A 23,705-nucleotide genomic window follows, 5' to 3' on the forward strand; every position below is an offset into this window, starting at 1 on the left:
ACTATGAAGTTGTTAGCTTTGAGCTGAGTTCAACAAAAACAGTAACTTTTATGCAATGTAACTCACTACGTTATATTGCTTTACAAACAAATCACCCAGTAAATATCCGTATCTAGTTTAGATAGCTGAAATAAAAAAAGCGTTGTATAAACAACGCTTTGTAGTTAGTGAAACGGATGGTTACACCGTTGGGACTGATGCTCGCCACGCTTGGTTCTGGCTATCTGAGATAGATCGGAACAAGTCACGTAGCTCTTTCAATAAACCTTCTTGGAAACCAATGTTTTCATCGGCTTTCTGTTTGGCTGCTTGTGCGCGAGTCGCTTGTACTTCATCATCTTTGCTGCGCGCTTGCGCTTTGGTTTGCTCTACATTCGATGCTGAGTTTGCCATCTGGCCCAAAGCTTGAAGAATAGCGTTCTTCGCTTGGTTTGAGCTCATCAACTTATCGAACTTACGGCCACCACTTGTCAGCTGCGCTGTCGTGTCTGCGATATTGTCTTTCGCTAGTGAGTGCGCACGCTTAACCTGATCTCGCTGCGTTTTAGACAAGCTATTGTTATTTAATAACTCTTCTGCTTGATCGAAGCCAGCTTTTTGCGTTTTAAGTACATTATTGCTCGCCATTTCATTCTTGATTTCTTTCCCTGCTTTGAAAGAACCAAGGGCACCAATAATTGCGGTAGCACCCGCTAGTACACCCGAAACGACTGCCATCGCGATCATCGCGCTTGCCGAGTTGTTGAGTTCTGCCGCTTGGCTTTCTAAACTCGCGACGTTTGCTTCAACAGCAATTTCACGTTGTAGCACTTGCTGCTCACGGCTCAGCTTTGATACTTGATACAACAATGTTAATAGCGTCAACGATTGTGATACCGCATCTGATGGTGACTTGATCACCTCCTCACCGTTAAGTGCTTTCATCGTTGTGCTCATTAATGAGCTCACCGTCGGCGCAAGAGCGCTCATTAGGTTTGCAACAACTTGAGCTTGGTTACTCACTGTGGGAGCTTTAGGTGTCTCTAACTGGTAGCGTGCTGCACCAGAAACACCTGACTCACTTTGGCTTTTAACAGCGCCCGCTTCAAGCTTTGTTTCCGGTGCTTTTTCTGCTTTGTTGGTTTTAATGGTATCGCCTAAACCGTATAGTTCACCACGACCCATTCCGCCTACTTTATCTAGCATAATAAACTCCTTATACCGTTGCAGGACGGCTTAACACCGTTTGCATAGTTTCACTTTTCGCTTGAATCATTTGCATGATGAGGCTCATCAACTCTTGGAAGTCTTCCATCAACTTACCAATCTCTTCTTTGAGCTTATCAATGACAGCCTGGCTTAACGTCATTTTGGCTCGAAGGTCTGTGATATCAGCCTGAATCTCTGTCACGTGAGCATTGTTAGCAGCGTGGACACTGTCCGTTGCGCCTTTACCCACATTGACGGCAAGATCGACGGTTTCTGCGCCATAACGAATCGCTTTCGCTGTTGTTGTCGCAGCTTTTGTGCCCATATCAGCCACTTTAGCCATGTTTGCAGCGGCTTTCGTAGCGATTTCCGTGACCTTTTGAGCTACCTTACCAGCACCTTTCGCTGCAAGTTTCGCGATACCGCCAGCTGCTGCACCACCAAATGTCACAACAGCTCCGATAACCGCGACGGCGATTTCTAATGCCATTACGACTTTGTTTAGCACATCGACATTTACGCCCGCTTCTTTTAGCGCATCTTGAACGGCTGGCTCTTGCAACGCCATGCTCACTGCTCCCATGACGCCACCAGCGATCATAAGTGCACCGGCCGCTGCACCAACACCCGTTGCCACCATTACGGCACCAACAACAATAGAAACCACCGCACTGATCCAACCAAAGATCTTCGCTGCTAAGCCTGATTTTTGGGCTTCTTTTGCAGCGGCTTCCGATTCTTTGATTTTGTCTTGGTTTTCCACCATCTCTTTTTCGTGCTTAGCTTTTGCGACCTTCACTTCCTGAATTTTCAGCTCGTTTTGAGCACTTTTCAGTTTATCCGTGATAGCAGCAAGCTCTACTTCAAAATCATCAGCAGATCCTGCGATGATTTTGACGGCAATCGAACCTGTTTGGTCTGCAACTGCATGGAGAGATTTTGCAATGGTATCGACGATCTTTTGCAGCTGTGCCATGGCTTTTAGCGTCAAATCATTCACTTTGTCACTAACAGCTGCGTTAGGTGCATCTAACTGAACTTTTACTTTTCCGGTGTTCAGTACATCTGCATCTTTACTCTTCACGTTTTCTACCGTCACAGAAGGCGTCGCTGTAGACGCCGTTTTCTGCACGTTATCTAACGTGGCTTGGCCAGATTCAGGGCTATAAACCTGTGTCTGGATGCGGTCAAGTGCAATAGAACTCATAGTCTAATTACTCCTTTTTATTTCTCACCGCTTCTAACATGATGCCTGCACGCTCATGCAAATCTGCATATTGTGATTTTCCGGCAGACATCTCCTTCGCGCTGTAAAACCCACTCTCTGCTTCTGTCAGTTGTTCCAGTTTAAGGTGACATTCAGCAGAGTGAAAAGGTGGGCGTGGATCATTTACGTCCACTAGCGCTGCGTAGCTGTAGGCGTCTATTGCCTGCAGATACTCACCCAACTCCTGACGAGCCGCGCCAAGGCCAATGAAAAATCGCGCCTGATAATGATCAAGCATGCTGAGTAATTGAAATACTTTCGCTGCTTGCTCAATCTTTCCCGATTGGAAAAAGTTGTAACCTACGGCATAAATGTGTTCGATGGTGTCCTGAGACACATCGTGCAACATTTTTAGCGTGCCTCCCTCTTCCAGAAAAGACAGCAGCTCTTCTGCTTGCATTTGGGATGGATCGGTCGCGTTTGTTTTAGTCATGGTTGGTTATCCTTAAATGGCTCGTAGGATTTCTTGTAAAATACTGTGGTACTTCTGAACAAACTTGTTCATCGCTTCAACGGTCGAGTTGTATTGAGAACTGGTGTCGTTCAGCTCAGTGGTTTTGATTTGCACTTCATCGTTAAGCAACTTGGATTTAGCACTGACAGAACTAGAAAAATTAGACAGTTTTTTCGACTTCTCTTCGTCTTGGTACGACGCACCATCACCGATAGTAATACCTTGTGTTTGAAGGAAGTCTCGATGGTTTGTTATCTTATTATCCGTCAAATACTTGTACTCAGGTGAAGCTTCAAAATCCGTTTGATTGCTGTAGTTAAAGTCACTCGCTTTGAAGTTACTTTCTGGATATCCCGGTTTATAAACCCCATCAACACTTTGCGTAGAGTGAATTTTTGATTGCACAACACCAAAAACTTTAAGCTGTATTGTGAGATCCTCTAATGCCTCTTTCTGGTCATTACGTTTCTCTAAACGGTTAACACGACGCTCATTTAGTGCAAGCAGCACTTGCTCATCAAAACGGTCTCCAATGCTGGACTCAACAACGGCCAACAAATCACGAGCCGTTAGAGAGTGCTCTGCTCTCACCTCGCGATCCGCTTTCTCTTTATCGGTGATATTGAGTAGACGCTCTTTCAATGCCCCTAAGTTCTTGCGCAATGCCTCGTATCGCTCAGTAAATGAAGCCCCGGTAGATTCACCTTTTACTATTTTTTCAAACTGTAATCGGATATCTCGTTCGGTGTTTTCTTTGATCAAATTAACTTGAGCTGCCGTTATCTGTGTCTTTTGGACATCGGCTATCGCGCTGTCCTGGTAAAAGTCGTCGATTTCTATATTTGTTAAACTCACCGCGAAGTTGGCGAACAGACTAGAAAGGGTCAAAGGCTCAGTTCCACCAATGACAGTATTAAGTGCTGCTTTTAGATTGTTCGTTCCACTCGCCTCACCATAAGCTGCGCTATATTGGCCTTTCACTTGAGCGGCCATTTCATCTAACGCTTCTTTAAGCTGCTGCTTAGAAATACCAGGAGCCCAGGTAATTCTGCTAGCTAGCGCACTTGCGTCATCGGTGCTTAAAGTAATACCGATGCCTTGAAAACTACTTTTTAATTGAGCTGAGACTTGAAGAGCGAAACTCTCTTTAGTCAACAGAAAGTCCGAGCTCTTCAGTTGCGCGAGATTAACGGAGCCTAAGCTACTAAAGGCATTGCGAAGAAAAGAAATAGAAGCATCTCTCACTTCACGGGAGCCCATTTGATTAGCAAGCACTGCAACAAAAAGAGAAATTTCTTTGGTGGCGTTAGCCAGACCTGTCTCGGAGAGGTTGGCGATCTGCTCCGCTTGGTTACTCTGAGTCCCCAAATTGAATTGACTAACAAACTCAGTAGATAACGAGCTATCTACGTTTTCCGTCAGTAACTTACTGAACCAAGCCTGAAACTGATTTGATAGCGTTTGGTTTGTTTGAGCATTAAACTCGGCTGCGGTTAATTCGCCATCTGAGTTAGCACTTTGTAGCGACTTTATCCAAACAGATGCGGTGTCGGTCAATGATATACCAGCAAACGCGTTATTTTTCGCTTTTAGGTTTTCAAGCGTATCAACATAAAGCGCGATGCTTTGTGATTCCGTTTGTCCCGAGATAGTTGGCAATGAAGAGATTAGAGAGGCAAGTTGCTGAGTCTCTGCTTCACCCAGTACAGGGGTAAATGCCTCTATCAAGTTTTGTTGGAAAGTGGGTAATGGTGCACTACTCGCAGCTGTGTCTGTTGCTCCTGTCGTAGAGCCAGTCGTTTTCATATTCGTCATTTCCAAACCTCTAAATCATCATGCCGCGCATCACTGTGGGACGCTTTCTGCGTTTACCTGACGTACCTTGTAGCTGAGTTTGTTGTTGCCGGCGGCGCTGGACTTCGTCTATTAGCTCTTGCTCTGCACGTTTCATGGTATCTACTGGCGCTTTTATGCCGCCAAGTAAAACATCCCCCGCAACAGGACCAACACCTAAGCCTTCCAATAGCTCGTTAAAAATATCGGTTCTGTCTTCAGCTTTTCTAATGGCAAGCTCAGCGTTCTCAATCGCATCGGTAAACGGTTGCTTCATCTTGATTCCTATCTTAAAGCGGGTCATCTCATCGGTGCTGTCAGTAACAGTCGTGAGTTTTTACTTTTTCAACTTTTTCAAAGGTCTATAATCTGCTAGGCGTAAACAGTACCAGTCGTCTAGCTCATCATGGCTTGCACCGCATGCTTTTAGATAGAACTGTGCCAATCGCTGGCTGCTCATGTTGCTACCACGTAACACATCGACGTTGCCGCGAATGACCCAATCGGAGGGATAAAGTTGAATGGCATGTTCAGCCAAAAGAAATAAGCCGGCAAAGGGGTTACTCAACCCCAATTTTGGACGAACACGTTTCAGAAGAACGATGATGATTTCACCGTCCTCCACCCGAAAAACGAGCTCTAAGCCCTCAACTTCAATTCGATAACCAAGTTGAATTTCACTTTGTTGCCAAAAGTATGGCGTCACTTCGATCCCCGCTTGCGCCAGCGAGAGTATTAGTTTTGTTTTCATTACATCCCCACCCTTCCAAGTGGCTGAATATTGATTTGCTGGGTTAGTTCTTGAAATGACAAAACGGGCAGATCGTAGTATTCCGATTCAATAAGCTTTCGCACATATCGGCGTACATCCATAGACACAACTAGCACAGGTTTATTCGGCATGCGGCTTAAGTCACCAATGGTCTGTTTCACATCACTGACAAAGTGTTGCGTTACTGACGGATCTAACGCCAAGTAACTCCCTGCTGAGGTTTGACGAATACCGCTGCGTATTGTGTCTTCGAGACTTTGATCCAATAAGTAAGCGGGCAACATGTTTTGTCCGCTCGCGTATTTGTAGCAAATGTAACGTTTTAAGCTGGAACGAATGTACTCCGTCAGCTGTACAACATCTTTCTCTTTTTGGCCCCACTCAACCATCGCTTCCAAGATCACGCGAAGGTTTCGGATAGAAATGTCTTCAGAAACCAAGCGTTGCAAGATTTCCGTCATTTTTTGCAACGGAACAATACGCTGGGCCTCTTTGACTAGCTCCGAATAACTGCCTTCCATCTGCTCCAACAGATAACGCGTCTCCTGAATACCAATAAAGTCTTGTGCGTACTCCTTGAGAACATGAGACAAGTGGTACGTTAAAATCCTGTCGGGTGTGAGAAAACCGACATGACTGGCTACGAGCTTTTGCTCATAACTCTGTGCCACCCAAATGCTAGAAATACCGGGTAGAAAATCTTCATCTTGCTCATAAGGCACGCCTAATAAGTCGATCTGCTCATTCCCTTCTGTCACCAAGAGTTGGTCTTTTACAATTCGTCCTCGTGCAACCGGAACTTCTTGTAACTGAATTAAATATTCGCCATTTTGCATCCCCTCGTTAAAACGCAGGTGGATACCCGGGAAAGGCACGCCGAGATCGAGATATAGTGCGCGCCTCACCCTTGCTAGCTCTTCATTTAATGCGACCGCTTCCAAGCTTTCCTGAAGGCTCGCGTCAAGATCAATCAACAGCGGGACCGTCATGGCGAACTCTTCTTGCTCACCTAACTTACCTTTACTGTTTCTAGAAGGCGTAGGTTTGCTTGGCTTCGCTGCTGGCGAACCGGCCCCTTGCGAAACAAAGCTTGATAAGTCGGTGCTATCTGATTCCGCTTGTTTTTTCTGTTGATAGAAAAGGAAGAAACCACCACCACCAACCACGGCGGCCAAGACCAGAAAAGTGATTTTTGGAAACCCAGGGATGAGTGCGAACAGCACCAAAAGCACACCACCAATAAGAAGTGCGCGTGGCTGAGCAATCACCTGCCCACCAATATCCGATCCAAGATCAGAAGAGTCTTCATGAGAAACACGCGTCACGATAATACCGGCGGTAATCGCGATAAAGAGTGCCGGGATCTGCGATACCAAACCATCGCCAACGGTCAAAATCGCAAACAATTCAAGTGCTTCAGAAGCACTCATGCCTTTTTGCGTTACCCCGATCGTGACGCCACCTAAGATGTTGACCACAATGATGACCAGACCCGCAATGGAGTCGCCTTTAACGAACTTCATCGCGCCATCCATCGAGCCATACATTTGGCTTTCTTTTTCAATCAGTGATCGTCGGTGCCTAGCTTCGTGTACGTCAATTACTCCGGCACGCATGTCACCGTCAATACTCATCTGCTTACCAGGCATCGCATCGAGTGAGAAGCGCGCACTAACTTCTGCTACCCTTTCTGAGCCTTTGGTGATCACCATAAACTGAACAATGGTAATGATCAGGAACACAACGATACCGACCACTAAGTTACCGCCCACAACGAAGTTACCGAATGTATAAACGATTTGACCAGCATCGCCTTGTAGCAAGATCAAGCGGGTTGTCGTGATAGATAAAGACAGACGAAACAATGTCGTGATCAATAGCACCGCAGGAAATGCAGAGAACTCAAGTGGCGTGGTGATGTAAATCGCTAACATAAGCAGCACCACCGCAATGCTCATGTTGGTGCCAATCAGCACATCCACCAGTGCGGTAGGAAGTGGCAATATCATCATAAAGACGATCGCGAGTAACATCACCGCAAGCATGATGTCTTTGCGTTGCCCTACTTTGTTTAGAATATCGATCAACTTATTCATGTGATTCACTATTTAAAGATTGCAGATAGCGTCGGTGCGCTTGGCGTGCCCCATCGACGTCATTTTGTTTCCAACGCGCTTGGCTTAAACAAAACCAGAGTCCTGCCGAGTCAAGATGAAGGTCAGATTTTAATAAGTGCTCACACACCTCAATCGCCCGGGTATATCGACCACTTTGTAAACACGCCACAGCAAGTGTTTGCATCGCCTCTTTGTGCTGCGGTTCTATTTCTAGAACCGCATCGAGAATAGAAATGGCATGCTCTGGCTTTTGGTATTGAACTTGTAGCGCAGCGTGAACAAGTAAGAGTTCAATGTCTTTGGATCTCAACATGTTGGTTAGACCTGAATAAGGAGATTGAGCGCCATAGTGAGGTAACGCTGATCTAGTTGCGTACTTTGTAGCGTTTCAGATGCTTTGATAAAAGAAGCGGAGCCTGAATCCTGTGCAAGAACTTGCAGCTGAGATAACGTTTCATCAAATTGTTGACGGTATTTTTCTGGACGCAACAACTCTGAGTGCAGCAGCTTGGGCTTAGTTAACGCGATGAGATATTGGTCTGAAGGCCTGAGATCATAGAGCTTCTCTAAATGTGTAGCGACCGCCTGACCATCAGGAAGCAATTGAAATCGCTCTGGGAAATCGGCCTTAACTTCACTATGAGTAACATGCGTAAAGGCTTCGATGCCTACGTTTAAAGTGCTGACTCGAGTCATGAGCCTGCCACATCGTTATGTAGACGAGCCAAAAGCGTAAACGCTTGCTCTAAGGTCGGAAGTGTTACTTCTTCTCCTTTTAGCCTTGCTGAAAAAACCAGAGTTTGTTCATCTAACAAGCCGGTTTTAATTTCGAAAGGCCAGCCTTGATCGGCATGACACAAACACAGTGCACTTTGAATCATGTCACTGGTTTGATGCCAAGATAACGCTCGAGACAACATCAAGAATAACTGCTCACCCTGTCGCTCAATATGCAGCGTACCACTTTGCTCAAAATCCAACTGCACCCGTCCAGCTGATGAGAAATCGACGGCATCGAGCCCCATTCCTCGGCAAAATTCATCGACGGAGGCATCAATCCAACTCATCTTCCCACGCTTCCTCTTCTTCTATATCAATGGCTTCGTCTAGCGCCTTTTGTACCGCTTGGATTAAATTCTGTCGTTGTTCTTCATCGGCGAATACGTCAATTGGGATTGCGCGAACTAACTTATGGAACTCTCGAAAAAAATCGATTTTTTGTTCTACCGCCGTCAATTCCATTGCGTTGACGACTTTCCATATCTCATCACTGCTTACCCATCGCTGCTCTACCAACGCAATCACATCAGCCATCAAATTAGAAACTTGATAAGCCATAATTCGTCCTTTCCGGTTTAAACATTTGGAACAGCTGACTCACACGATCTTGCAACGTATTTAGAGTTTTGAGTTTTTGCATATCGGACATCAACCACTTCAACTTAACCGAATCGATACTGCTACCTTGAACACTAAGATCTGCACTCATGCCTTGCAGCATAAAGTCAACAGCGGTCGATACCTCCTGCTCACCAAAGCGCGCCACAACATCTTGATAAGCCGCGCCGAGCCCTTGATAACTATGAACGGTATCGCGGTAGAAGCCGCGCAGCTGATGCAAAGAGCTAAACTCTTGCTCTTGGCTGTATTCATCAGCAAAATTTGAGACACGGATTTCCGTATCAATTTGAGACCATGTATCTGGGTTTTGCTCGATTCTTAGAAGTGCTTGGTCAATCAGCGCTAGTAGGTGTTTACTTTCTGGACTCGCACTCAAAAACTTTTTCACGGCTTTTAACGCAAGGTATTGATGGCTTTTCTCCTCTGAAAATCCATTCAAATAAGTTTGCAATTGAGCGATGGTCGAGATATTCCCTCCCGCCATTTTTGTAGCCAAATCTTTGATCTTTTGGTTCTTTTCAAGATCAGGGACTTTTCGCAGATAGTCAGAAACGAGTTCGTGCGCTTCATTAACTCGAACGCCACTGTCTTTCACTTTGCGCTTAGTCAGATCTTTCTCTGCTTTTTCGGAACCGAGTGAAGTGAGTTCTTCCATCGCATCAAAAAGTGATTGTGTGGCATTGTGAACACGGACGGTTTCACCGCGATAATTGCCTTTTTGTGAAACGTCGGGGCGAGACGATTCCAACCCGTTTTGGATAGACGCATCAAACTTTGGATTTGTTGCGATATGATTGTTGATAATACTCATTCACTTGCACTCCTTCCGCACAATACAGGCGAATTATAGGAAGTGCGCTTTGTTGAAGCTGTCAAAATCAGACGTGTTTTTTTAGTGCGCTTTCAGTTTTCTAAAAACTCCCGACTGATATTCACTATAAATTGATTCTTATACTTTCTATCCTCTCAGCATCAATCATTGCGCATATTTTTACCTTGAACGATTTCTCATACATCACTGATATCCAACAATCTGCGATTAAACACACGCGTTTGATCCAAATTCGCGGGCGCGTCACACAAGTCACCGGCACCATTATCAAAGCTGTCGTCCCTGGCGTTCGTGTAGGTGAACTGTGTGAGTTGCGTAATCCCGATCAAACTCTGTCTTTGTTAGCGGAAGTGGTTGGCTTCCAGCAGCATCACGCTTTGCTCACTCCGTTAGGAAATATGTTTGGGATTTCCTCAAATACAGAAGTAAGCCCAATGGGTAAAATGCACGAAGTGGGTGTTGGCGACCACCTGTTAGGTACAACGCTTGACGGGCTTGGACGTCCTTTCGATGGTACGCAAAGTCAGGAACCAAGCGCTTGGTATCCTGTTTATCGCGATGCGCCACCACCAATGCAACGTAAACTGATTGAAAAGCCAATCTCTCTTGGCGTTCGATCCATTGATGGGCTACTGACCTGTGGTGAAGGTCAGCGCATGGGTATTTTTGCAGCGGCTGGCGGGGGTAAAAGTACCCTACTGGCAAAACTGATTCGCTCCGCAGAAGTTGACGTGACCGTTCTCGCTTTGATTGGTGAACGTGGACGCGAAGTGCGCGAGTTTATTGAGCATGACCTAGGCGAAGAAGGAATGGCCAAATCGGTTTTAGTGGTCGCTACCTCTGATCGCCCAGCAATGGAGCGCGCCAAAGCCGCCTTTGTTGCCACTTCTATCGCAGAATATTTTCGTGACCAAGGTAAACGCGTGCTACTGCTGATGGATTCTGTAACGCGTTTCGCCCGCGCACAGAGGGAGATTGGACTAGCCGCAGGCGAGCCACCAACACGACGTGGCTATCCGCCTTCCGTTTTTGCCGCTTTGCCAAAGCTGATGGAACGAGCTGGACAATCAGACAAAGGATCAATTACAGCACTGTACACCGTGTTGGTGGAAGGTGACGACATGACAGAGCCTGTCGCGGATGAAACTCGCTCAATTCTAGACGGGCACATCATTCTCTCGCGTAAACTTGCGGCAATGAACCATTACCCTGCGATTGATGTACTTCGGTCAGCAAGCCGAGTGATGAATCAAATCGTTGAATCCGATCATCAGGCGTCTGCTGCTCATATTCGCGAAATGTTAGCTAAGTATGAAGAAGTTGAGCTGCTAATCAAAATTGGCGAATACCAACATGGCGCAGATAGCCGAGCGGATTTGGCCATTGCACAAAGTGATGATATATGCGCCTTTTTACGCCAAGGCACGCATGAACCAAGCGATCTTGATGGCGCTATCGCTCAACTTAAAGGGATGGCGAAACAATGATAGAACGCTTATTAGAAATCAAAAAAATTCGCGCTGACCGTGCGGATAAAGCCGTCAAGCGTCAAGAATACCGAGTGTCAAACGCCGCAGCACAGGTTCAAAAGGCCGAACGTTCTGTCGCGGACTATCACGTTTGGCGCCAGGAAGAAGAAGAGCGACGTTTTGCTAAAGCAAAACAACAAACGCTCGTTCTCAAAGAGCTAGAAACATTAAGACAAGAAATCGCGTTGTTAAGAGAGAGAGAAGCCGAACTTAAACAACGTGTGGCCGAGTCAAAAAAAGCGCTTGAAATCGAACGCTCGGCACTTAAAGAAAAGCAAAAAGAGGCGCGACAAGCCCATAAAACCAAAGAAAAATTCGTTCAGTTGCAGCAACAAGAAGTCGCGGAAAAATCGCGAGAAAGGCAATACCAAGAAGAACTCGAACAGGAAGAGTTTCGCACTGTCGACATTATCTAAAGGTTCACTATGCGCATTACCCCAACAACTGAAACATCGAATACGCTGCACAAATCAACGCCGGAACAAGCGCCTCTCGAGAAGGAGGCCGAGCTTCAATCACAATTCGAGCATGCAATGACGAAGAAGCCTAGCAAGGGAAAGGAGTCTATCGTTGGGAATCCCCAAAAAAATCATACTGGCGAAGAAGACATACCGCTAAGGCATAAGACATCTCAAGGTCTAGATAAGAAACTTAACCTATCGAACCAAGAAGCCAACGCTGACAAAAACATCTCCACTTTAAAAGGTCAAAGTGACGTCGTCAGTAAGAGAGATATAGAGAAATCGCAAGACGACGCAGCAAATAGCGAAGAAATAATTAGCAAAAACAATAAATTGCTTAAACATGATGGAAAAAGCGATGGCGACACAGTTCTAAGCTCCCCTTCTACCGAGCGTGTTGATCCTCACTTTCAAGCTCATTTGAAAGATGATAAACCGACGCCGATGGATAAACATACCTCGCCGGAGTATCTCTCTACGCTTGAATCTGGCTTGCTCCCCCAAAATGCGACAGCGACAGAGCTCGCTCAAGATGGGATTAACATTGTTGGCTTAACGAAAAGGCAAACTGAAAAAACGCACAATAAGCGTGCAGCTCCGCCGCTACAGAATACAGGCAAACGATCAGACCAAACTGGTGGCCTGCCTGAAACCAAGCCTCTTGAAAAAATCGTGACGAAAAGCGCACTAGTCGCCGTTAAAACGGATGAAGAAAAAGTGCCTTCTCAACCCCTTGCAAGTGCGGTAACACAAGGCGATGTCATCCTAAAAAGTGTTGCTTCGCAGGCTCAACCAAGCCCAACGCGAGACGTAAACCAATTACTCCAGCAATTGGTGGATAAAATCTATGTTGCTCTGCCAACCGCATCGGACAACAAAGAGGTTCGGCTGTTTCTAAGTGAAGGACAATTAAAAGGTGGCGAAATCCACATCAAGTTGGACGCTCAAGGGTATAGCGTGACGATTCGACAAGAGCATGCCCTTTCCATTATTAGCCAGCAAGCTAGACAAGATCTTGCTGATCGGCTAAACCGATTCGGTGGTGAGCAGCCACTTCGCTTAGCGATCAGCGAACAAACTCAACAGCTCGATCAACAACAACATGAACAACAACACTCACGCCAACAACGCAGCGTGTATGAAGAATGGCAAGCGGAGAATGACCTATGACACCGTTAATAATACCCAAAGTGGATGCAGAAAGTATCGCGCTCAGCAATCAACTTTGTGCAAAACAGTGCCACTTCCAAGGGACTGATGGTCAGAGCGTATCGATTACTGTTGCTCAAATCCCTTCATTTGAAGGGTTCCGTTTAACCACGTTGATTGGAGGGCAAACCCTACAAGTAGACTTTTCTCGTGCGCAGCTCCAACATTGGCTGAAATCGACCTTAAATGCTACTGCGTTTGAGTCCCTGCCTAACTCCCTCCAGTTAGCACTTTTGAGCTCACAGATAGAACCGCATAGTGAGGCAATCAAAGCGCTATTTGGTCAGTTACCCATTCTTAGTCAACTACAGCCGTTAGAGGCGAGCCAGGCCCAAGAGCATACTTTAATGTTAACGCTCAATAAGCCTAACGGCTCTCTTTGTTTGTGGGTTAGCGAAGGATCAGACGTGTTGTTGGATGCGCTACCAAACAGCGCTGCTCTACAAGCTCGACACCTCGCTTTACCTGTGTGGTTAAGTCTTGGAAGGACCCATTTGACGTTAAGCGAATTTAATTCGCTCGAGCTGGGAGATGTCATCTTTTTTGACGATGGTTACATCGCCAAGCAACAAGCCATTTTTCAAGTATCTAACCAGAATCTCTGGCGCTGCCAGCTAGATGACCAAACTCTTCACATTATTGAAAAAGAAACCAATATGAATGACGTAAACACTTCAGAAATGTTAACCGACCACCAGCAACTGCCTGTGGAACTCACGTTTGATATCGGCCATCAAACCATCACGCTAGAGCAGCTTAACCAGCTTCAGCCAGGGTACGTATTCGAGCTAAACCAGCCTGTATCTAAGCCGGTAACATTGCGTGCCAACGGCAAAATCATTGGTGAGTGTGAACTGGTTAATGTTAACGAACATTTAGGTGTGCGCGTACTGGAGCTGTTCGGTGGCACGCAGGAGCCAGCATGATCCAGTTACCCGACGAGCTCAATCTCATTGTCAGCTTAGCACTGCTGGCACTGATCCCATTTATCGCTATGATGGCGACGTCGTTTGTGAAACTCGCCGTTGTATTCTCACTGCTGCGTAACGCTCTCGGTGTACAGCAAATTCCGCCGAATATGGCGCTTTACGGATTGGCCATCATTCTGTCAATTTTCATCATGGCTCCCGTCGGGTTTGAAACCTACGACTACGTAAAGCAGCATGATATCTCCCTTGAAGATTCTGCAAGTGTAGAAGGCCTCATTGAAAGCGGTTTACAGCCTTATCGAGAATTTTTGAAAAAGCATATTCGGGAAACCGAAGCCATATTCTTCACTGATGCTGCACGCACATTGTGGCCACAGAAGTACGTAGACCGTTTAGAGTCGGACAGTTTATTGCTCTTACTGCCCGCATTTACCGTCAGCGAGCTTACTCGCGCTTTTGAAATTGGCTTTCTGTTGTACTTACCGTTCATCGCTATTGACCTAATTGTGTCGAATATCCTACTCGCAATGGGGATGATGATGGTATCGCCAATGACGATTTCCCTCCCCTTCAAATTGTTGCTTTTTGTCTTGCTTGACGGCTGGACAAAGCTCACCCACGGCTTAGTGTTGAGTTACGGTTAATCACGGAGAAAGTATGCATTCTGCTGAAATCATTCATTTCACGACTCAAGCATTAACCCTAGTGTTGTACTTGTCATTACCGCCGATTTTAGTCGCAGCATTGGTTGGTACATTGGTGTCGCTTATTCAGGCGTTAACTCAGGTCCAAGAACAAACGTTAGGCTTTGTGGTCAAGCTTATCGCGGTCATTATTACACTGTTCGTCACAACGCAATGGCTAGGGGCAGAGCTCCACGCCTTCGCCTCGCTTGCTATGGATAAAATTCCTCAAATACGATGAGTTATCACGACTTACACCAGGTTTTATTTTTGTACAGTCTGACGTTACCTCGGTTAATGGCATGCTTCATCTTTTTGCCTATTTTGAGCAAGCAAATGCTAGGCGGCACCATGGTGAGAAATGGTGTGCTTTGCTCACTCGCGCTGTTTATATTTCCGATGATTAATCAGCAAAGCTTGCCCGCAGAAACCGACGGCATTTGGCTGATAGTGATTTTGGGTAAGGAGGTATTAATTGGGCTATTGATAGGGTTTGTTGCTGCTATCCCCTTTTGGGCGATAGAAGCGGCCGGTTTTCTGGTCGACAACCAACGTGGTGCTGCCATGGCAAGTATGTTTAACCCAACGCTAGGCTCACAATCCACACCAACAGCCGTGTTGCTGACCCAAACGTTGATTACCCTGTTCTTCTCTGGCGGGGGCTTTGTCACTTTTATCTATGCGTTATTCAAAAGCTATACATCTTGGCCGATCGTGGACTTTTTCCCAACCGTTAGCGACGCATGGGTTAGCTTCTTCTACGCGCAATTTGAACAGCTTATGTGGCTTGGTGTGTTGATGTCCGCTCCACTAGTGTTGGCAATGTTTCTTGCTGAGTTTGGTCTGGCGCTTATCAGTCGTTTTGCACCGCAATTGAATGTTTTTTTCCTTGCCATGCCAATAAAAAGTGCCATCGCGAGTGTTTTACTGATCGTGTATCTCGGAATAATGATGGATCACTTTGAAGTACAGTTTTACGGCATTACCCGATTCGCAGAACAACTCAATACCATTTGGCAATAACGCTTAGGATTCTTTATGAGTGCAGAAAAAACTGAGCAACCCACCGCAAAAAAGTTACGCGATGCTCGACAGAAAGGTCAGGTTGCCAAAAGCCAAGAAATCGTATCGTCTGCATTAATTTTGGCGCTCATAATTGTACTGTTTGCGTTCGCCGATTATTACATGTCGCACATCTCAGCGCTTATTCTCCTACCAAGTAAGCTTGCTTATCAGGGTTTCCAAGATGCGCTAGTCGATGTCGCTATCGCCATCGCAAAAGAAATTGCCTATCTACTCGCTCCGATTATTCTGGTTGCTGCACTCGTCGCCATCTTTTCCAATATGGGGCAGTTCGGGTTCCTATTTAGTGGTGAATCCGTTAAACCCGACATCAAAAAGATCAATCCCGTCGAAGGTGCCAAACGCATTTTTTCCCTCAAGAGTGTGATTGAGTTTATCAAGTCGATCCTTAAAGTCTCTCTTCTTTCCTGCATTATCTGGGTGACATTACGCGGTAACATCAACGCTTTAATGCAAATTCCAACTTGTGGGCTAGAATGTGTCCCGACCATTACTGGCGTCATGATTAAACAATTAATGATTATCTCTTCGGTAGGCTTCATCGTCATCGCTGCCGCAGATTTTGCGTACCAGAAGTTTGATCACACGAAAAAGCTCAAAATGAGCAAGGACGAAGTGAAGCGCGAATACAAAGAGATGGAAGGCAGTCCAGAAATAAAAAGCAAACGTCGTCAGTTACACCAAGAGCTACAAGCCTCTAATCAACGTGAAAACGTTAAACGTTCTAATGTATTAGTTACAAACCCAACACATATCGCGGTTGGCCTTTATTACAAGAAAGGCGAAACGCCCCTGCCCGTCATCACTTTGATGGAAACCGATGCGGTAGCCAAACGTATGGTCGCAATCGCTAAAGAGGAAGGCGTGCCTGTGATGCAAAAAGTCCCTCTTGCTCGTGCACTATACGCCGACGGTAACGTCGACCAGTACATCCCAAGCGATCTTATTGAGGCAACTGCGGAAGTGCTTCGTTGGTTGGCTTCGTTAGAGTCCGAGGCGGACTAACAAACCACATCCCATTCAAGATCTGGGCTTACAACTGCCCAGCTTTCAACCTCGATACTTTCAACGCTATAATGCGGTATCCTTTAACTGTATGTTGTTTTTATGAAATCTAGCTTAAGCATTCGCTCCTACACGAAACGTATGAGCCGACATACTCATAGTGATTATCATCAACTGGTGCTTCCTCTCCAGGGCAACATACATATTGATATGGATAGCTATGTCGGAAAGGTGGCGGTTGGCGACTGCATAGTCATCCCCAAAAGTTGTGCTCACGGGTTTAATGCCGAAGAGTCATCACGCTTTATTGTTGCGGATATGACCACTTTGCCCACTCATTTGATGGATAATAGTGTGGCTGTGTTTTCGATTAGCCCGCCTCTACTGAGCTTTATCCAGTTTGTCGAAAAGCAACTTGAGTATCAGGTTAATGATGAAATTGAAAACTCAATGGTTGCAACCTTCTATCTGTTGCTGGAGCAGCAAAAGCGGTCTCGCTCCGTGGATTTGCGTATTCGAGATGTACAGGTTGTGATCGCGGAGCAGCTTGATCAGCCACTCACCATTGCCTCATTAGCGAATGCCGCTTGCTTGAGTCCGACGCAGTTTAAAAAGCTTTTTAAAGAGCAGCTAAAAGTGAGCGTCCATAAGTACATTACACTACAACGTATGGAAAAAGCCAAAGCACTACTGACTCATACAGACCTTCCAGTTCAGTTGATAGCTGAACGAGTTGGTTATAGTGACCTTTCCGCGTTTAGTCGACGGTTTTCAATGCATTTTGGTATGTCTCCTAGAGAGTTTTCCCGATAGTCACTAAAATAGTCTTCTGGAACAAGTATTCCGTCTTTTCAGCACAAAAATCTCTATCGCTTTCTTTTATTCTTTCTACCCTAAAACAGCCATTCACTAGGTAGAAATTACAGTGTTAAAAAAACATTTCACCGACTATCAATTAGGAACTTTATCCATACTTTTTGCTTCAACCCTGTGGGGAACGACGGGCACCGCTGCCAGCTTGGCACCGGATGTCAGTGCTCTCGCCATTGGCGCATTTTCTATGGGTATTGGTGGGTTTATGCAAGCATGTCTATCTGCGAAGTCACTGAAGAGAGATTTTCGAAAAGTCGTACATAAGAAGAAAACGTTACTGATTAGTATTATCGCCTTAGCCACCTACCCACTGGCTTTTTATTCATCAATGCGATTCGCTGGTGTGGCTATTGGTACGGTTATTTCTATCTCCACTGCTCCTTTCTTTTCTGCTTTGTTAGAGTGTCTCTTTAGCCGAAATCAGACCATAACCAAGCGCTGGATGATGAGTTTCGCAATCGGGGTCATTGGCATTACCTTGTTGCTGGCTTCTGAGTCATCCGCAAATAGCTTATTTGATCAGGATATGAAGCATTGGGGTGTATTACTTGGCCTATTGGCAGGTTTGACGTACGCCATTTACTCATGGGGAGTAAAGGCTATGATTGACCACGGCATTGAATCGCAAACGGCCATGGGAAGTGTTTTTGGTATTGGTGGAGTTTTGCTTCTACCAACACTTTTCATCACGGGTGATAATCTATTTGCATCGTCAACTAATACGACGGTCATGCTCTACATGGCCTTGATTCCAATGGGGTTAGGTTACGTCGCTTTTGGGTTTGGGCTACGGTTTGTTACAGCCAGTGGAGCTAGCATACTCACGCTATTTGAACCTGTTATCGCAGCAGCACTAGCAGTTGCGATTGTTGGGGAAGAAATTTCTTTCATTGGTTGGGTTGGTATAACGTTGACACTTGTGTGTTTGTTTCTTCAGTCGAAAAGTTAAATTAAACCGATATTAGCCAGCCCCAAAAAGGAACGCTGACGGTAGATAAAGTAAGGAGCAGCACCTACTCCCTACTTTACCATTTGAAATTACACCCAGCCTTCTGCCAAGTACATCAATCGCAATTGACTTGGTGAGCCTAGTTTTTCTAGCGCATCTAATTGGACGTCACTCAGGTTTGGGCATTTATCAAGATAAACTCGTCCGTTTGCTGCATCTAGGGGGAGCTTGTAGGTGAGCTTTTCGTTTATTTTACTTGCTTCCCCTTTATCAATCGCTCGAACAGCTGGCATGAGCCAATCCCAATCTTCTCCTAACAGTTTTTTAAACGCCCCGTTAGCAATAGACTCGGTTTTACTTGGTGCATCCTCTGGGCTTAGCTTCAAGATAGAGTCTACGTCAGGAACCAAGTGCTCACTTGGCTCTGAACCCAACATCTTTTTCAGTGTTAATCGAGCGGTTTCCATCTCTTGTGCCTCTTTAGGCGCTTGAGGAGAAGTCATTGCAGTATTCTCCTTAGGACCAAGGTACGCCATTAATGCGCGGACAGAAGCCGGATCTTGCATACTGAAGGTAAAGTCTCCTTTGGCATTAGAAACTTCAAGCCTTGGTAAAACACCAGACATCTCACCTTGCATGAGTTGTTCTTTGACTTCTGTATTTAGTCCGTATGCTCCAGCTTGGTTCGCCACAAAACCACCGCCGCTCATGATAGCAGTCGTTGCCGCAGAACCGATTGCCTCTTTTGCTATCGGTGTGACGCCCACCGTTGCTACAGAGCTAACACCGAACGTGCCCAGGCTCCCCGTCGCCATACCTAACGTAGCTCCAATGCCACCTTCAGCCGACAGTATCGCATGACCTTGAGCCAAGGTTTGCTGCATCGGCATAGAAAGACGTTGATCTCGCCCTGGCAGCTGTGAAATTTGTTCTAACTGATGATGGTAAGCCTCAGCATCACCATTTACGGCCGCTTTGTGCAACTCTCTACCTGTAGAAATCAATAAGCCAACGCCAGGTAATGCCAAGTTAATAACGGCGTTCACACCAGAACCTTTTAGCTTTTCTTTGCCCATCTGTAACAGTTCAGCAGCGAAGCCATCCATTTTTCCTGGATACTGGGCTTCTAAACTCACCTGCATACGCGGATCTTTGCTGATCGCATCAAACGTATTTTTAAGCTGCTGGTACGTATCGCTGCTCACTTTTATTTCATCCAATAGGCTGACAACTTCTAAGATTTTACGCTCAGTAAGTGGCTCACCGCGATAGCCTGAAGGACTCACTAGGGAGTAAGCCAACAGCGCAACCTCAGGTTTTTCTTGCTTAAGTAGCGCCTGCTTTAAATCAAGGTGAGTTTTGATGTTTTCTTGGAAAAACTTAGTGTATTTGCTTCTCAATACGCCTTCGTGAATAGAAGCAAACTTATGACCTTTGTGGAATGTGGAAGGTTCTTTTACTTCACCTCTTTTACTGATCACTCGATCATCTTTTTGCGCAGCAACTGCACGAAACTGTTCTAGATCAGGTACTGGGCTTTGGCTGATTTTTTGTGTTGTATTAACCATTTTTCTCTCCTACACACGAAGTGATTGAACATGAGCTTGTTCATGATTAGAGGTGGTTGGAATCGCTTGATCCAACATTGCGAAACGCGCTTGCCACAGCTCGGCCTGTTCAATAACTTCGTGAAACCAAGCGGTAAGGTTCGTCGTATTTAGATGCTCAACGGGTTTACGTCCTGCTAAGACAAGCTGTCGACCGTTTGGAGCCAAAGCAAGTGCGAGGTTGCCACTACCAATTCCTTGATAGTTAGCATGAGCAAGAAGCTCTAAACCTTTTAGTCGTTGTTCACCGGATTTTTCTAACCCTCCGAACGTTACAGACAACATCAAATCATCCGTATCTGTCGCGATGAAATACAACATGTAGCGATCATCGACCAGTAGCTGACAACGTTCATTTTCTTCAAAATTCAGTTCGGGCAACTCATTGAGTTGGCAAAACTCCAAGAGCAGTTGTTGAATCGTGTTCATAACTTTTTCCTTTTGTTTCAATAACTCTATTGAACAACGATTGCAGATTGAACGATGTCGGTAATGGCTTTATTTTTGTCACTTTTTCGCCTTCATTGTGAGGTTTTCCGCAGAAATCTCGCTCTAAAATCGAGTTGCCAGAGTAATAAAAAAGAGCAGCTCAGAGCTGCTCTTTCAATAAAGGTTAGATGCTTAGCATGGTGTATTTGCTCACTTCTTTTGCAGAGTGACTAACCCAGTTTATGGCTATCAAAAATGACTTCTGTTGGCGGGAACATATTCGAAACAGGTGGTCGTTGTGCATCTCCAAACATTGGTGCACCGAATGCAGATGTCGCCCACGGGTCAACAATTTTCACATCCTTACTCCACGTTGATGGATCTTTTATGTCGCTCCCCTCTTGTCGACCAACCAGTACATAAAGGTGTGTACCTGAATGACCCTTTTTAAACGCAACCACTTCTACTTTGGGTTCACTTTCAGGTGTTCCTGACATGCCTTGAATCATCTCAGCGGCGGCAGCAAAGGCAAATGTAGTACAGCAGCCAGCTTTCGCGGTTTGTACTGCCTTAGCAATGTTCTGTAGAGTGCTTAATTGCGGTGCGGTTCCTCTTTGTGCTGCAGCTTGAACTCCGTTTGCGGACATCGTCGCTCTGTGATCTTGCATGATTCGCGCTTGATCCGCGTGAAGCTCTTTTAGTCGTGGCTTTCCTTTTGTTTCATAAAACTGTGACCCCTTAACACCGAACGTATTTAAGTCCGTACAGGCAAAATCACCAAGCTTTTGAAGGTTGGCTTTATGTTCGTTGATAAGCGCGACACTCGATGAGGCTTTATTGGTTTTGGAAGAAGAGGCTGCCGTTTGTGAAGTGGGCCAATTTGAGCTAGGACCAGACGACAATCTCTCAAGATTTTTCAGGCTCCCAAGCGTTAACTTGTTTTCACCGTTCAACACATTTTTCAGCATCAGCTTCGCAACATCTTTAGGAATACCCTGCTTAGTAAGCAGGTTCACTACAATATCTTTCGCTTTATTCTGGTGGCTAATACGCGCGCTGATACTTTTATTTTTTGGTGCGCCCTCTTTAACAAAAATATCTTTACCGTTGTGTGCTCGAACCTCTTTGTCGTCAGCTTGATTTTGTGTCGCCAAATGTGACGTTAACTGACTCAACGAGTGCATTTGCGATGTATTAATATTGACCATGTGTGATGCCTTAAACTTGAATAAATGCGTGTACGTCTGTTTGGCTAAAATCTACAACCGTGTTGTTTTGAAATAACTGTCCCCAAGTATCAACTAATTCGTTCAACTGAATGATTAAGTTAGCAATGTTGGTGAGTTCACTTCCAGCCGCGATAGCAACTTGAAGAACAACGTCTTTGCGTGTTGGATTCACACAAAACTGCACACCACCTGTTTCTCGATACAAGAAGTTGTATTCAAGTAAAACTTGAAGTTTATCTAGCGTAATATCATCTTGTTCTATAAGCAGGTTTTTGGAAATCAATAACTCGCCTTTTTCCTCTACGAGCAGAACATCGACACTGTTGTTTTCAGCAAAATGCAGTGACCACATTTGATTGTCATACGCTGTCACGCGCTCAAGGTTCAGCACTTCTCCTAGCTCAGAGAGAAGCATATTAATCTTTCCTGTATCCATGTTGTGTCCTGTCTAATTTATTATAACTAAGTGACATCGATATATTTATTGCAGCGAAGCCACTTGGGTATAACGGCTCATTTAAATAAGCGAATAAGGATAAAAGAGATTTTATGGCGAGATAGAAACCGACACTTTATTTCAACGTCTCATTTTTATTGCTATTAGCCGTTTTATTGAGAAGAAAAATTAAGGTTAAGCTGGAAAATAAAAGAGCGGCAATCGCCGCTCCAAAAATTAAATAGAAGTAAAAAATCACTTAATACCGTGAAGGCTATTTTCTGCATCCATAGCTAAAGGATTGAACGAGTCGTTACGAAGTTCTGCTATCGCGTATAGCATGCGACCCATGCGACCATTTCCATCGGTAAAGCCATGGTACCCGATAACTCCGGCGAACAAATGCTTACCTAAGTCTTTATCTTCTACAGGGTTCTCTTTCAAAAAGCCTTCAATGTGCTGCTTTAACATGCCCTCACCGCCAATACTTGAAGGCAAAGTGCCACCCGAAATATTTGGCCCTCGGTAATCACGCTCAACATTAGGCACCAATCGAGCGTGTAGCTCTTTTAGGTTTTCCATATTCAATAAATCTTTACCATTAGACGCGTATTCTTTCAGTAAAGACGTAATATTTTCGGCATCGTTTCCTTTAGAGTTAGAAGCATTAATGATCCACGCCGCAGCTCTTTCAACATTATTGGTTACGCCACTTTTGTTAAACGCGTCCTCTGCCAGTCCTTCCGCGTATACACCTTGGCTTAGATCGGTGCTTGCTAGACCTTCGATATGACGTTGCGCCGATTTAAGATGCATCACCTCCATATCAAACACCGCTTGCATTTGATTAATGCTACCTGCCGGGTTTTTCTGCGCTGCAGATACACCACCGCCGTAGTCTTTTACTACACGTCCAGCAAGCAACTTCGCTGCACTTTCGCCAATCAGTGATGTGAGGTTTTTACCAGAATCGGTTTCTAACATTGCCTCTGTCATCGCTCGCTCAGCTAACTGGTTTAGCTCAGCAGAGTTCGACTGAACTGATTTACTGTCTAACTTCGCAAAGGCATTTAAGACATCTGATGCGGTTTTTATGCTTCCATCTTTGAAGAACATTTGTCCATGCTCAACAGAAGAAGCAGCTTGTAAACGCTGAGCTTGTCCTTGCTCATTATCAAATACGGCTTTTGTAAGGGCTTTCGCTACCGATTGTGGGCTACCTTCGCGAAACAGTTTTCCTGTCGCTTCAAAAAATCGCGCTACCGCACCATTCGTAGGATTGGCGCGAGTAAATTCTTGGGTCGCTGCGTTGATTTGGTATTCTTTGCCACCAATACTCAGCTTACCTTCGTTAAGTATCTCGTTACGAGCTTGCGGCATGGCGGCCTGCAACGCGCTAACACTTCCAAAACTGATCAT

27 protein-coding genes are annotated in these 23,705 nt (G+C 45.4%); 10 read left to right on the forward strand and 17 right to left on the reverse strand.

The window, feature by feature from the left end:
- Window positions 1-180 precede the first annotated feature (180 nt).
- Genes vopD through sctW form a run of 12 tightly spaced genes read right to left on the reverse strand, consistent with a single transcriptional unit; the run spans window position 181 to window position 9,843 of the window.
- Window positions 181-1,185 carry a type III secretion system translocon subunit VopD gene (vopD, locus tag R7Z10_RS10565; protein WP_318104827.1) on the reverse strand — a complete coding sequence of 335 codons (1,005 nt, stop codon included), beginning with the start codon at window positions 1,183-1,185 and terminating at the stop codon, window positions 181-183.
- Window positions 1,186-1,195: 10 nt separating this feature from the next.
- Window positions 1,196-2,395 (reverse strand): type III secretion system translocon subunit VopB, encoded by a 1,200-nt coding sequence (vopB, locus tag R7Z10_RS10570; protein ID WP_005377260.1) that lies wholly within the window; start codon window positions 2,393-2,395, stop codon window positions 1,196-1,198.
- 7 nt (window positions 2,396-2,402) lie between these two features.
- Window positions 2,403-2,888, reverse strand: a complete 486-nt coding sequence (gene vcrH, locus R7Z10_RS10575; protein ID WP_005377258.1) for a SycD/LcrH family type III secretion system chaperone VcrH — start codon at window positions 2,886-2,888, stop codon at window positions 2,403-2,405.
- A 12-nt stretch (window positions 2,889-2,900) separates the two neighbouring features.
- A complete protein-coding gene (locus tag R7Z10_RS10580) occupies window positions 2,901-4,724 on the reverse strand; it encodes a virulence-associated V antigen (RefSeq protein ID WP_318104829.1) in 1,824 nt (607 codons plus the stop codon).
- A gap of 10 nt (window positions 4,725-4,734) precedes the next feature.
- Window positions 4,735-5,019: an LcrG family type III secretion system chaperone gene (locus R7Z10_RS10585; protein WP_005377254.1), complete on the reverse strand. Its 285-nt coding sequence runs from the start codon at window positions 5,017-5,019 to the stop codon at window positions 4,735-4,737.
- Window positions 5,020-5,079: 60 nt separating this feature from the next.
- Window positions 5,080-5,493 carry an LcrR family type III secretion system chaperone gene (locus R7Z10_RS10590; protein WP_053304394.1) on the reverse strand — a complete coding sequence of 138 codons (414 nt, stop codon included), beginning with the start codon at window positions 5,491-5,493 and terminating at the stop codon, window positions 5,080-5,082.
- Window positions 5,493-7,619, reverse strand: a complete 2,127-nt coding sequence (vcrD, locus tag R7Z10_RS10595) for a SctV family type III secretion system export apparatus subunit VcrD (protein WP_318104831.1) — start codon at window positions 7,617-7,619, stop codon at window positions 5,493-5,495. Before vcrD ends, R7Z10_RS10590 begins: the two co-directional genes overlap by 1 nt.
- Window positions 7,603-7,944 carry a type III secretion system chaperone VscY gene (gene vscY, locus R7Z10_RS10600; protein WP_318104833.1) on the reverse strand — a complete coding sequence of 114 codons (342 nt, stop codon included), beginning with the start codon at window positions 7,942-7,944 and terminating at the stop codon, window positions 7,603-7,605. Before vscY ends, vcrD begins: the two co-directional genes overlap by 17 nt.
- 5 nt (window positions 7,945-7,949) lie before the next feature.
- Window positions 7,950-8,327 carry a type III secretion system protein VscX gene (gene vscX, locus R7Z10_RS10605; RefSeq protein WP_017821329.1) on the reverse strand — a complete coding sequence of 126 codons (378 nt, stop codon included), beginning with the start codon at window positions 8,325-8,327 and terminating at the stop codon, window positions 7,950-7,952.
- Entirely contained in the window at window positions 8,324-8,698 is a 375-nt protein-coding gene (sycN, locus tag R7Z10_RS10610) for a type III secretion chaperone SycN (RefSeq protein ID WP_005388159.1), read from the reverse strand. Before sycN ends, vscX begins: the two co-directional genes overlap by 4 nt.
- A complete protein-coding gene (locus tag R7Z10_RS10615) occupies window positions 8,685-8,969 on the reverse strand; it encodes a TyeA family type III secretion system gatekeeper subunit (protein WP_170893405.1) in 285 nt (94 codons plus the stop codon). The genes sycN and R7Z10_RS10615 overlap by 14 nt, the downstream gene beginning before the upstream one ends.
- A complete protein-coding gene (sctW, locus tag R7Z10_RS10620; protein ID WP_318104835.1) occupies window positions 8,950-9,843 on the reverse strand; it encodes a type III secretion system gatekeeper subunit SctW in 894 nt (297 codons plus the stop codon). Before sctW ends, R7Z10_RS10615 begins: the two co-directional genes overlap by 20 nt.
- A 185-nt stretch (window positions 9,844-10,028) precedes the next feature.
- On the opposite strand from sctW, the gene vscN reads away from it, so the two are divergent.
- The 10 genes from vscN to R7Z10_RS10670 all read left to right on the forward strand — a co-directional run bounded on the left by vscN (window position 10,029) and on the right by R7Z10_RS10670 (window position 18,585).
- The gene (gene vscN / locus R7Z10_RS10625; protein WP_213880598.1) at window positions 10,029-11,351 is read left to right on the forward strand and encodes a SctN family type III secretion system ATPase VscN; all 1,323 of its coding nucleotides are present in this window, start codon (window positions 10,029-10,031) and stop codon (window positions 11,349-11,351) included.
- A complete protein-coding gene (locus R7Z10_RS10630) occupies window positions 11,348-11,809 on the forward strand; it encodes a type III secretion protein (protein ID WP_005377236.1) in 462 nt (153 codons plus the stop codon). Before vscN ends, R7Z10_RS10630 begins: the two co-directional genes overlap by 4 nt.
- A gap of 9 nt (window positions 11,810-11,818) precedes the next feature.
- On the forward strand, window positions 11,819-13,024 hold the full coding sequence (locus tag R7Z10_RS10635) for a type III secretion system needle length determinant (protein ID WP_256900156.1): 1,206 nt from the start codon (window positions 11,819-11,821) through the stop codon (window positions 13,022-13,024).
- Window positions 13,021-13,989, forward strand: coding sequence for a SctQ family type III secretion system cytoplasmic ring protein VscQ (vscQ, locus tag R7Z10_RS10640; protein WP_025768125.1), 969 nt, complete (start codon window positions 13,021-13,023; stop codon window positions 13,987-13,989). The genes R7Z10_RS10635 and vscQ overlap by 4 nt, the downstream gene beginning before the upstream one ends.
- Window positions 13,986-14,636 (forward strand): SctR family type III secretion system export apparatus subunit VscR, encoded by a 651-nt coding sequence (vscR, locus tag R7Z10_RS10645; protein ID WP_005377232.1) that lies wholly within the window; start codon window positions 13,986-13,988, stop codon window positions 14,634-14,636. The genes vscQ and vscR overlap by 4 nt, the downstream gene beginning before the upstream one ends.
- A 13-nt stretch (window positions 14,637-14,649) precedes the next feature.
- Entirely contained in the window at window positions 14,650-14,916 is a 267-nt protein-coding gene (vscS, locus tag R7Z10_RS10650) for a SctS family type III secretion system export apparatus subunit VscS (protein ID WP_005377227.1), read from the forward strand.
- Window positions 14,913-15,698, forward strand: a complete 786-nt coding sequence (gene sctT / locus R7Z10_RS10655; RefSeq protein ID WP_017634548.1) for a type III secretion system export apparatus subunit SctT — start codon at window positions 14,913-14,915, stop codon at window positions 15,696-15,698. The genes vscS and sctT overlap by 4 nt, the downstream gene beginning before the upstream one ends.
- 15 nt (window positions 15,699-15,713) lie before the next feature.
- Window positions 15,714-16,763, forward strand: coding sequence for a SctU family type III secretion system export apparatus subunit VscU (vscU, locus tag R7Z10_RS10660; RefSeq protein WP_005387129.1), 1,050 nt, complete (start codon window positions 15,714-15,716; stop codon window positions 16,761-16,763).
- A gap of 102 nt (window positions 16,764-16,865) precedes the next feature.
- Window positions 16,866-17,576 (forward strand): AraC family transcriptional regulator, encoded by a 711-nt coding sequence (locus tag R7Z10_RS10665; protein WP_021707757.1) that lies wholly within the window; start codon window positions 16,866-16,868, stop codon window positions 17,574-17,576.
- Window positions 17,577-17,688: 112 nt separating this feature from the next.
- Complete coding sequence (locus R7Z10_RS10670) at window positions 17,689-18,585, forward strand: DMT family transporter (protein WP_025768121.1); 897 nt, start codon at window positions 17,689-17,691, stop codon at window positions 18,583-18,585.
- 89 nt (window positions 18,586-18,674) lie between these two features.
- Here R7Z10_RS10670 and R7Z10_RS10675 read toward each other — a convergent pair whose 3' ends face one another.
- The 5 genes from R7Z10_RS10675 to R7Z10_RS10695 form a co-directional block, all read right to left on the reverse strand.
- Window positions 18,675-20,153, reverse strand: coding sequence for a hypothetical protein (locus tag R7Z10_RS10675; protein ID WP_025768120.1), 1,479 nt, complete (start codon window positions 20,151-20,153; stop codon window positions 18,675-18,677).
- A 9-nt stretch (window positions 20,154-20,162) separates the two neighbouring features.
- Window positions 20,163-20,621, reverse strand: a complete 459-nt coding sequence (locus R7Z10_RS10680) for a CesT family type III secretion system chaperone (RefSeq protein WP_005377211.1) — start codon at window positions 20,619-20,621, stop codon at window positions 20,163-20,165.
- Window positions 20,622-20,851: 230 nt separating this feature from the next.
- Window positions 20,852-21,829, reverse strand: coding sequence for a type III secretion system effector VopR (vopR, locus tag R7Z10_RS10685; protein ID WP_005377210.1), 978 nt, complete (start codon window positions 21,827-21,829; stop codon window positions 20,852-20,854).
- A gap of 10 nt (window positions 21,830-21,839) precedes the next feature.
- Complete coding sequence (locus R7Z10_RS10690) at window positions 21,840-22,286, reverse strand: type III secretion system chaperone (protein ID WP_021707758.1); 447 nt, start codon at window positions 22,284-22,286, stop codon at window positions 21,840-21,842.
- A 255-nt stretch (window positions 22,287-22,541) separates the two neighbouring features.
- Window positions 22,542-23,705, reverse strand: coding sequence for a VopS family T3SS effector adenosine monophosphate-protein transferase (locus R7Z10_RS10695; RefSeq protein ID WP_062730560.1), 1,164 nt, complete (start codon window positions 23,703-23,705; stop codon window positions 22,542-22,544).

Source organism: Vibrio sp. Vb1018 (assembly GCF_033338775.1).
GTDB classification, from domain to species: domain Bacteria; phylum Pseudomonadota; class Gammaproteobacteria; order Enterobacterales; family Vibrionaceae; genus Vibrio; species Vibrio alginolyticus.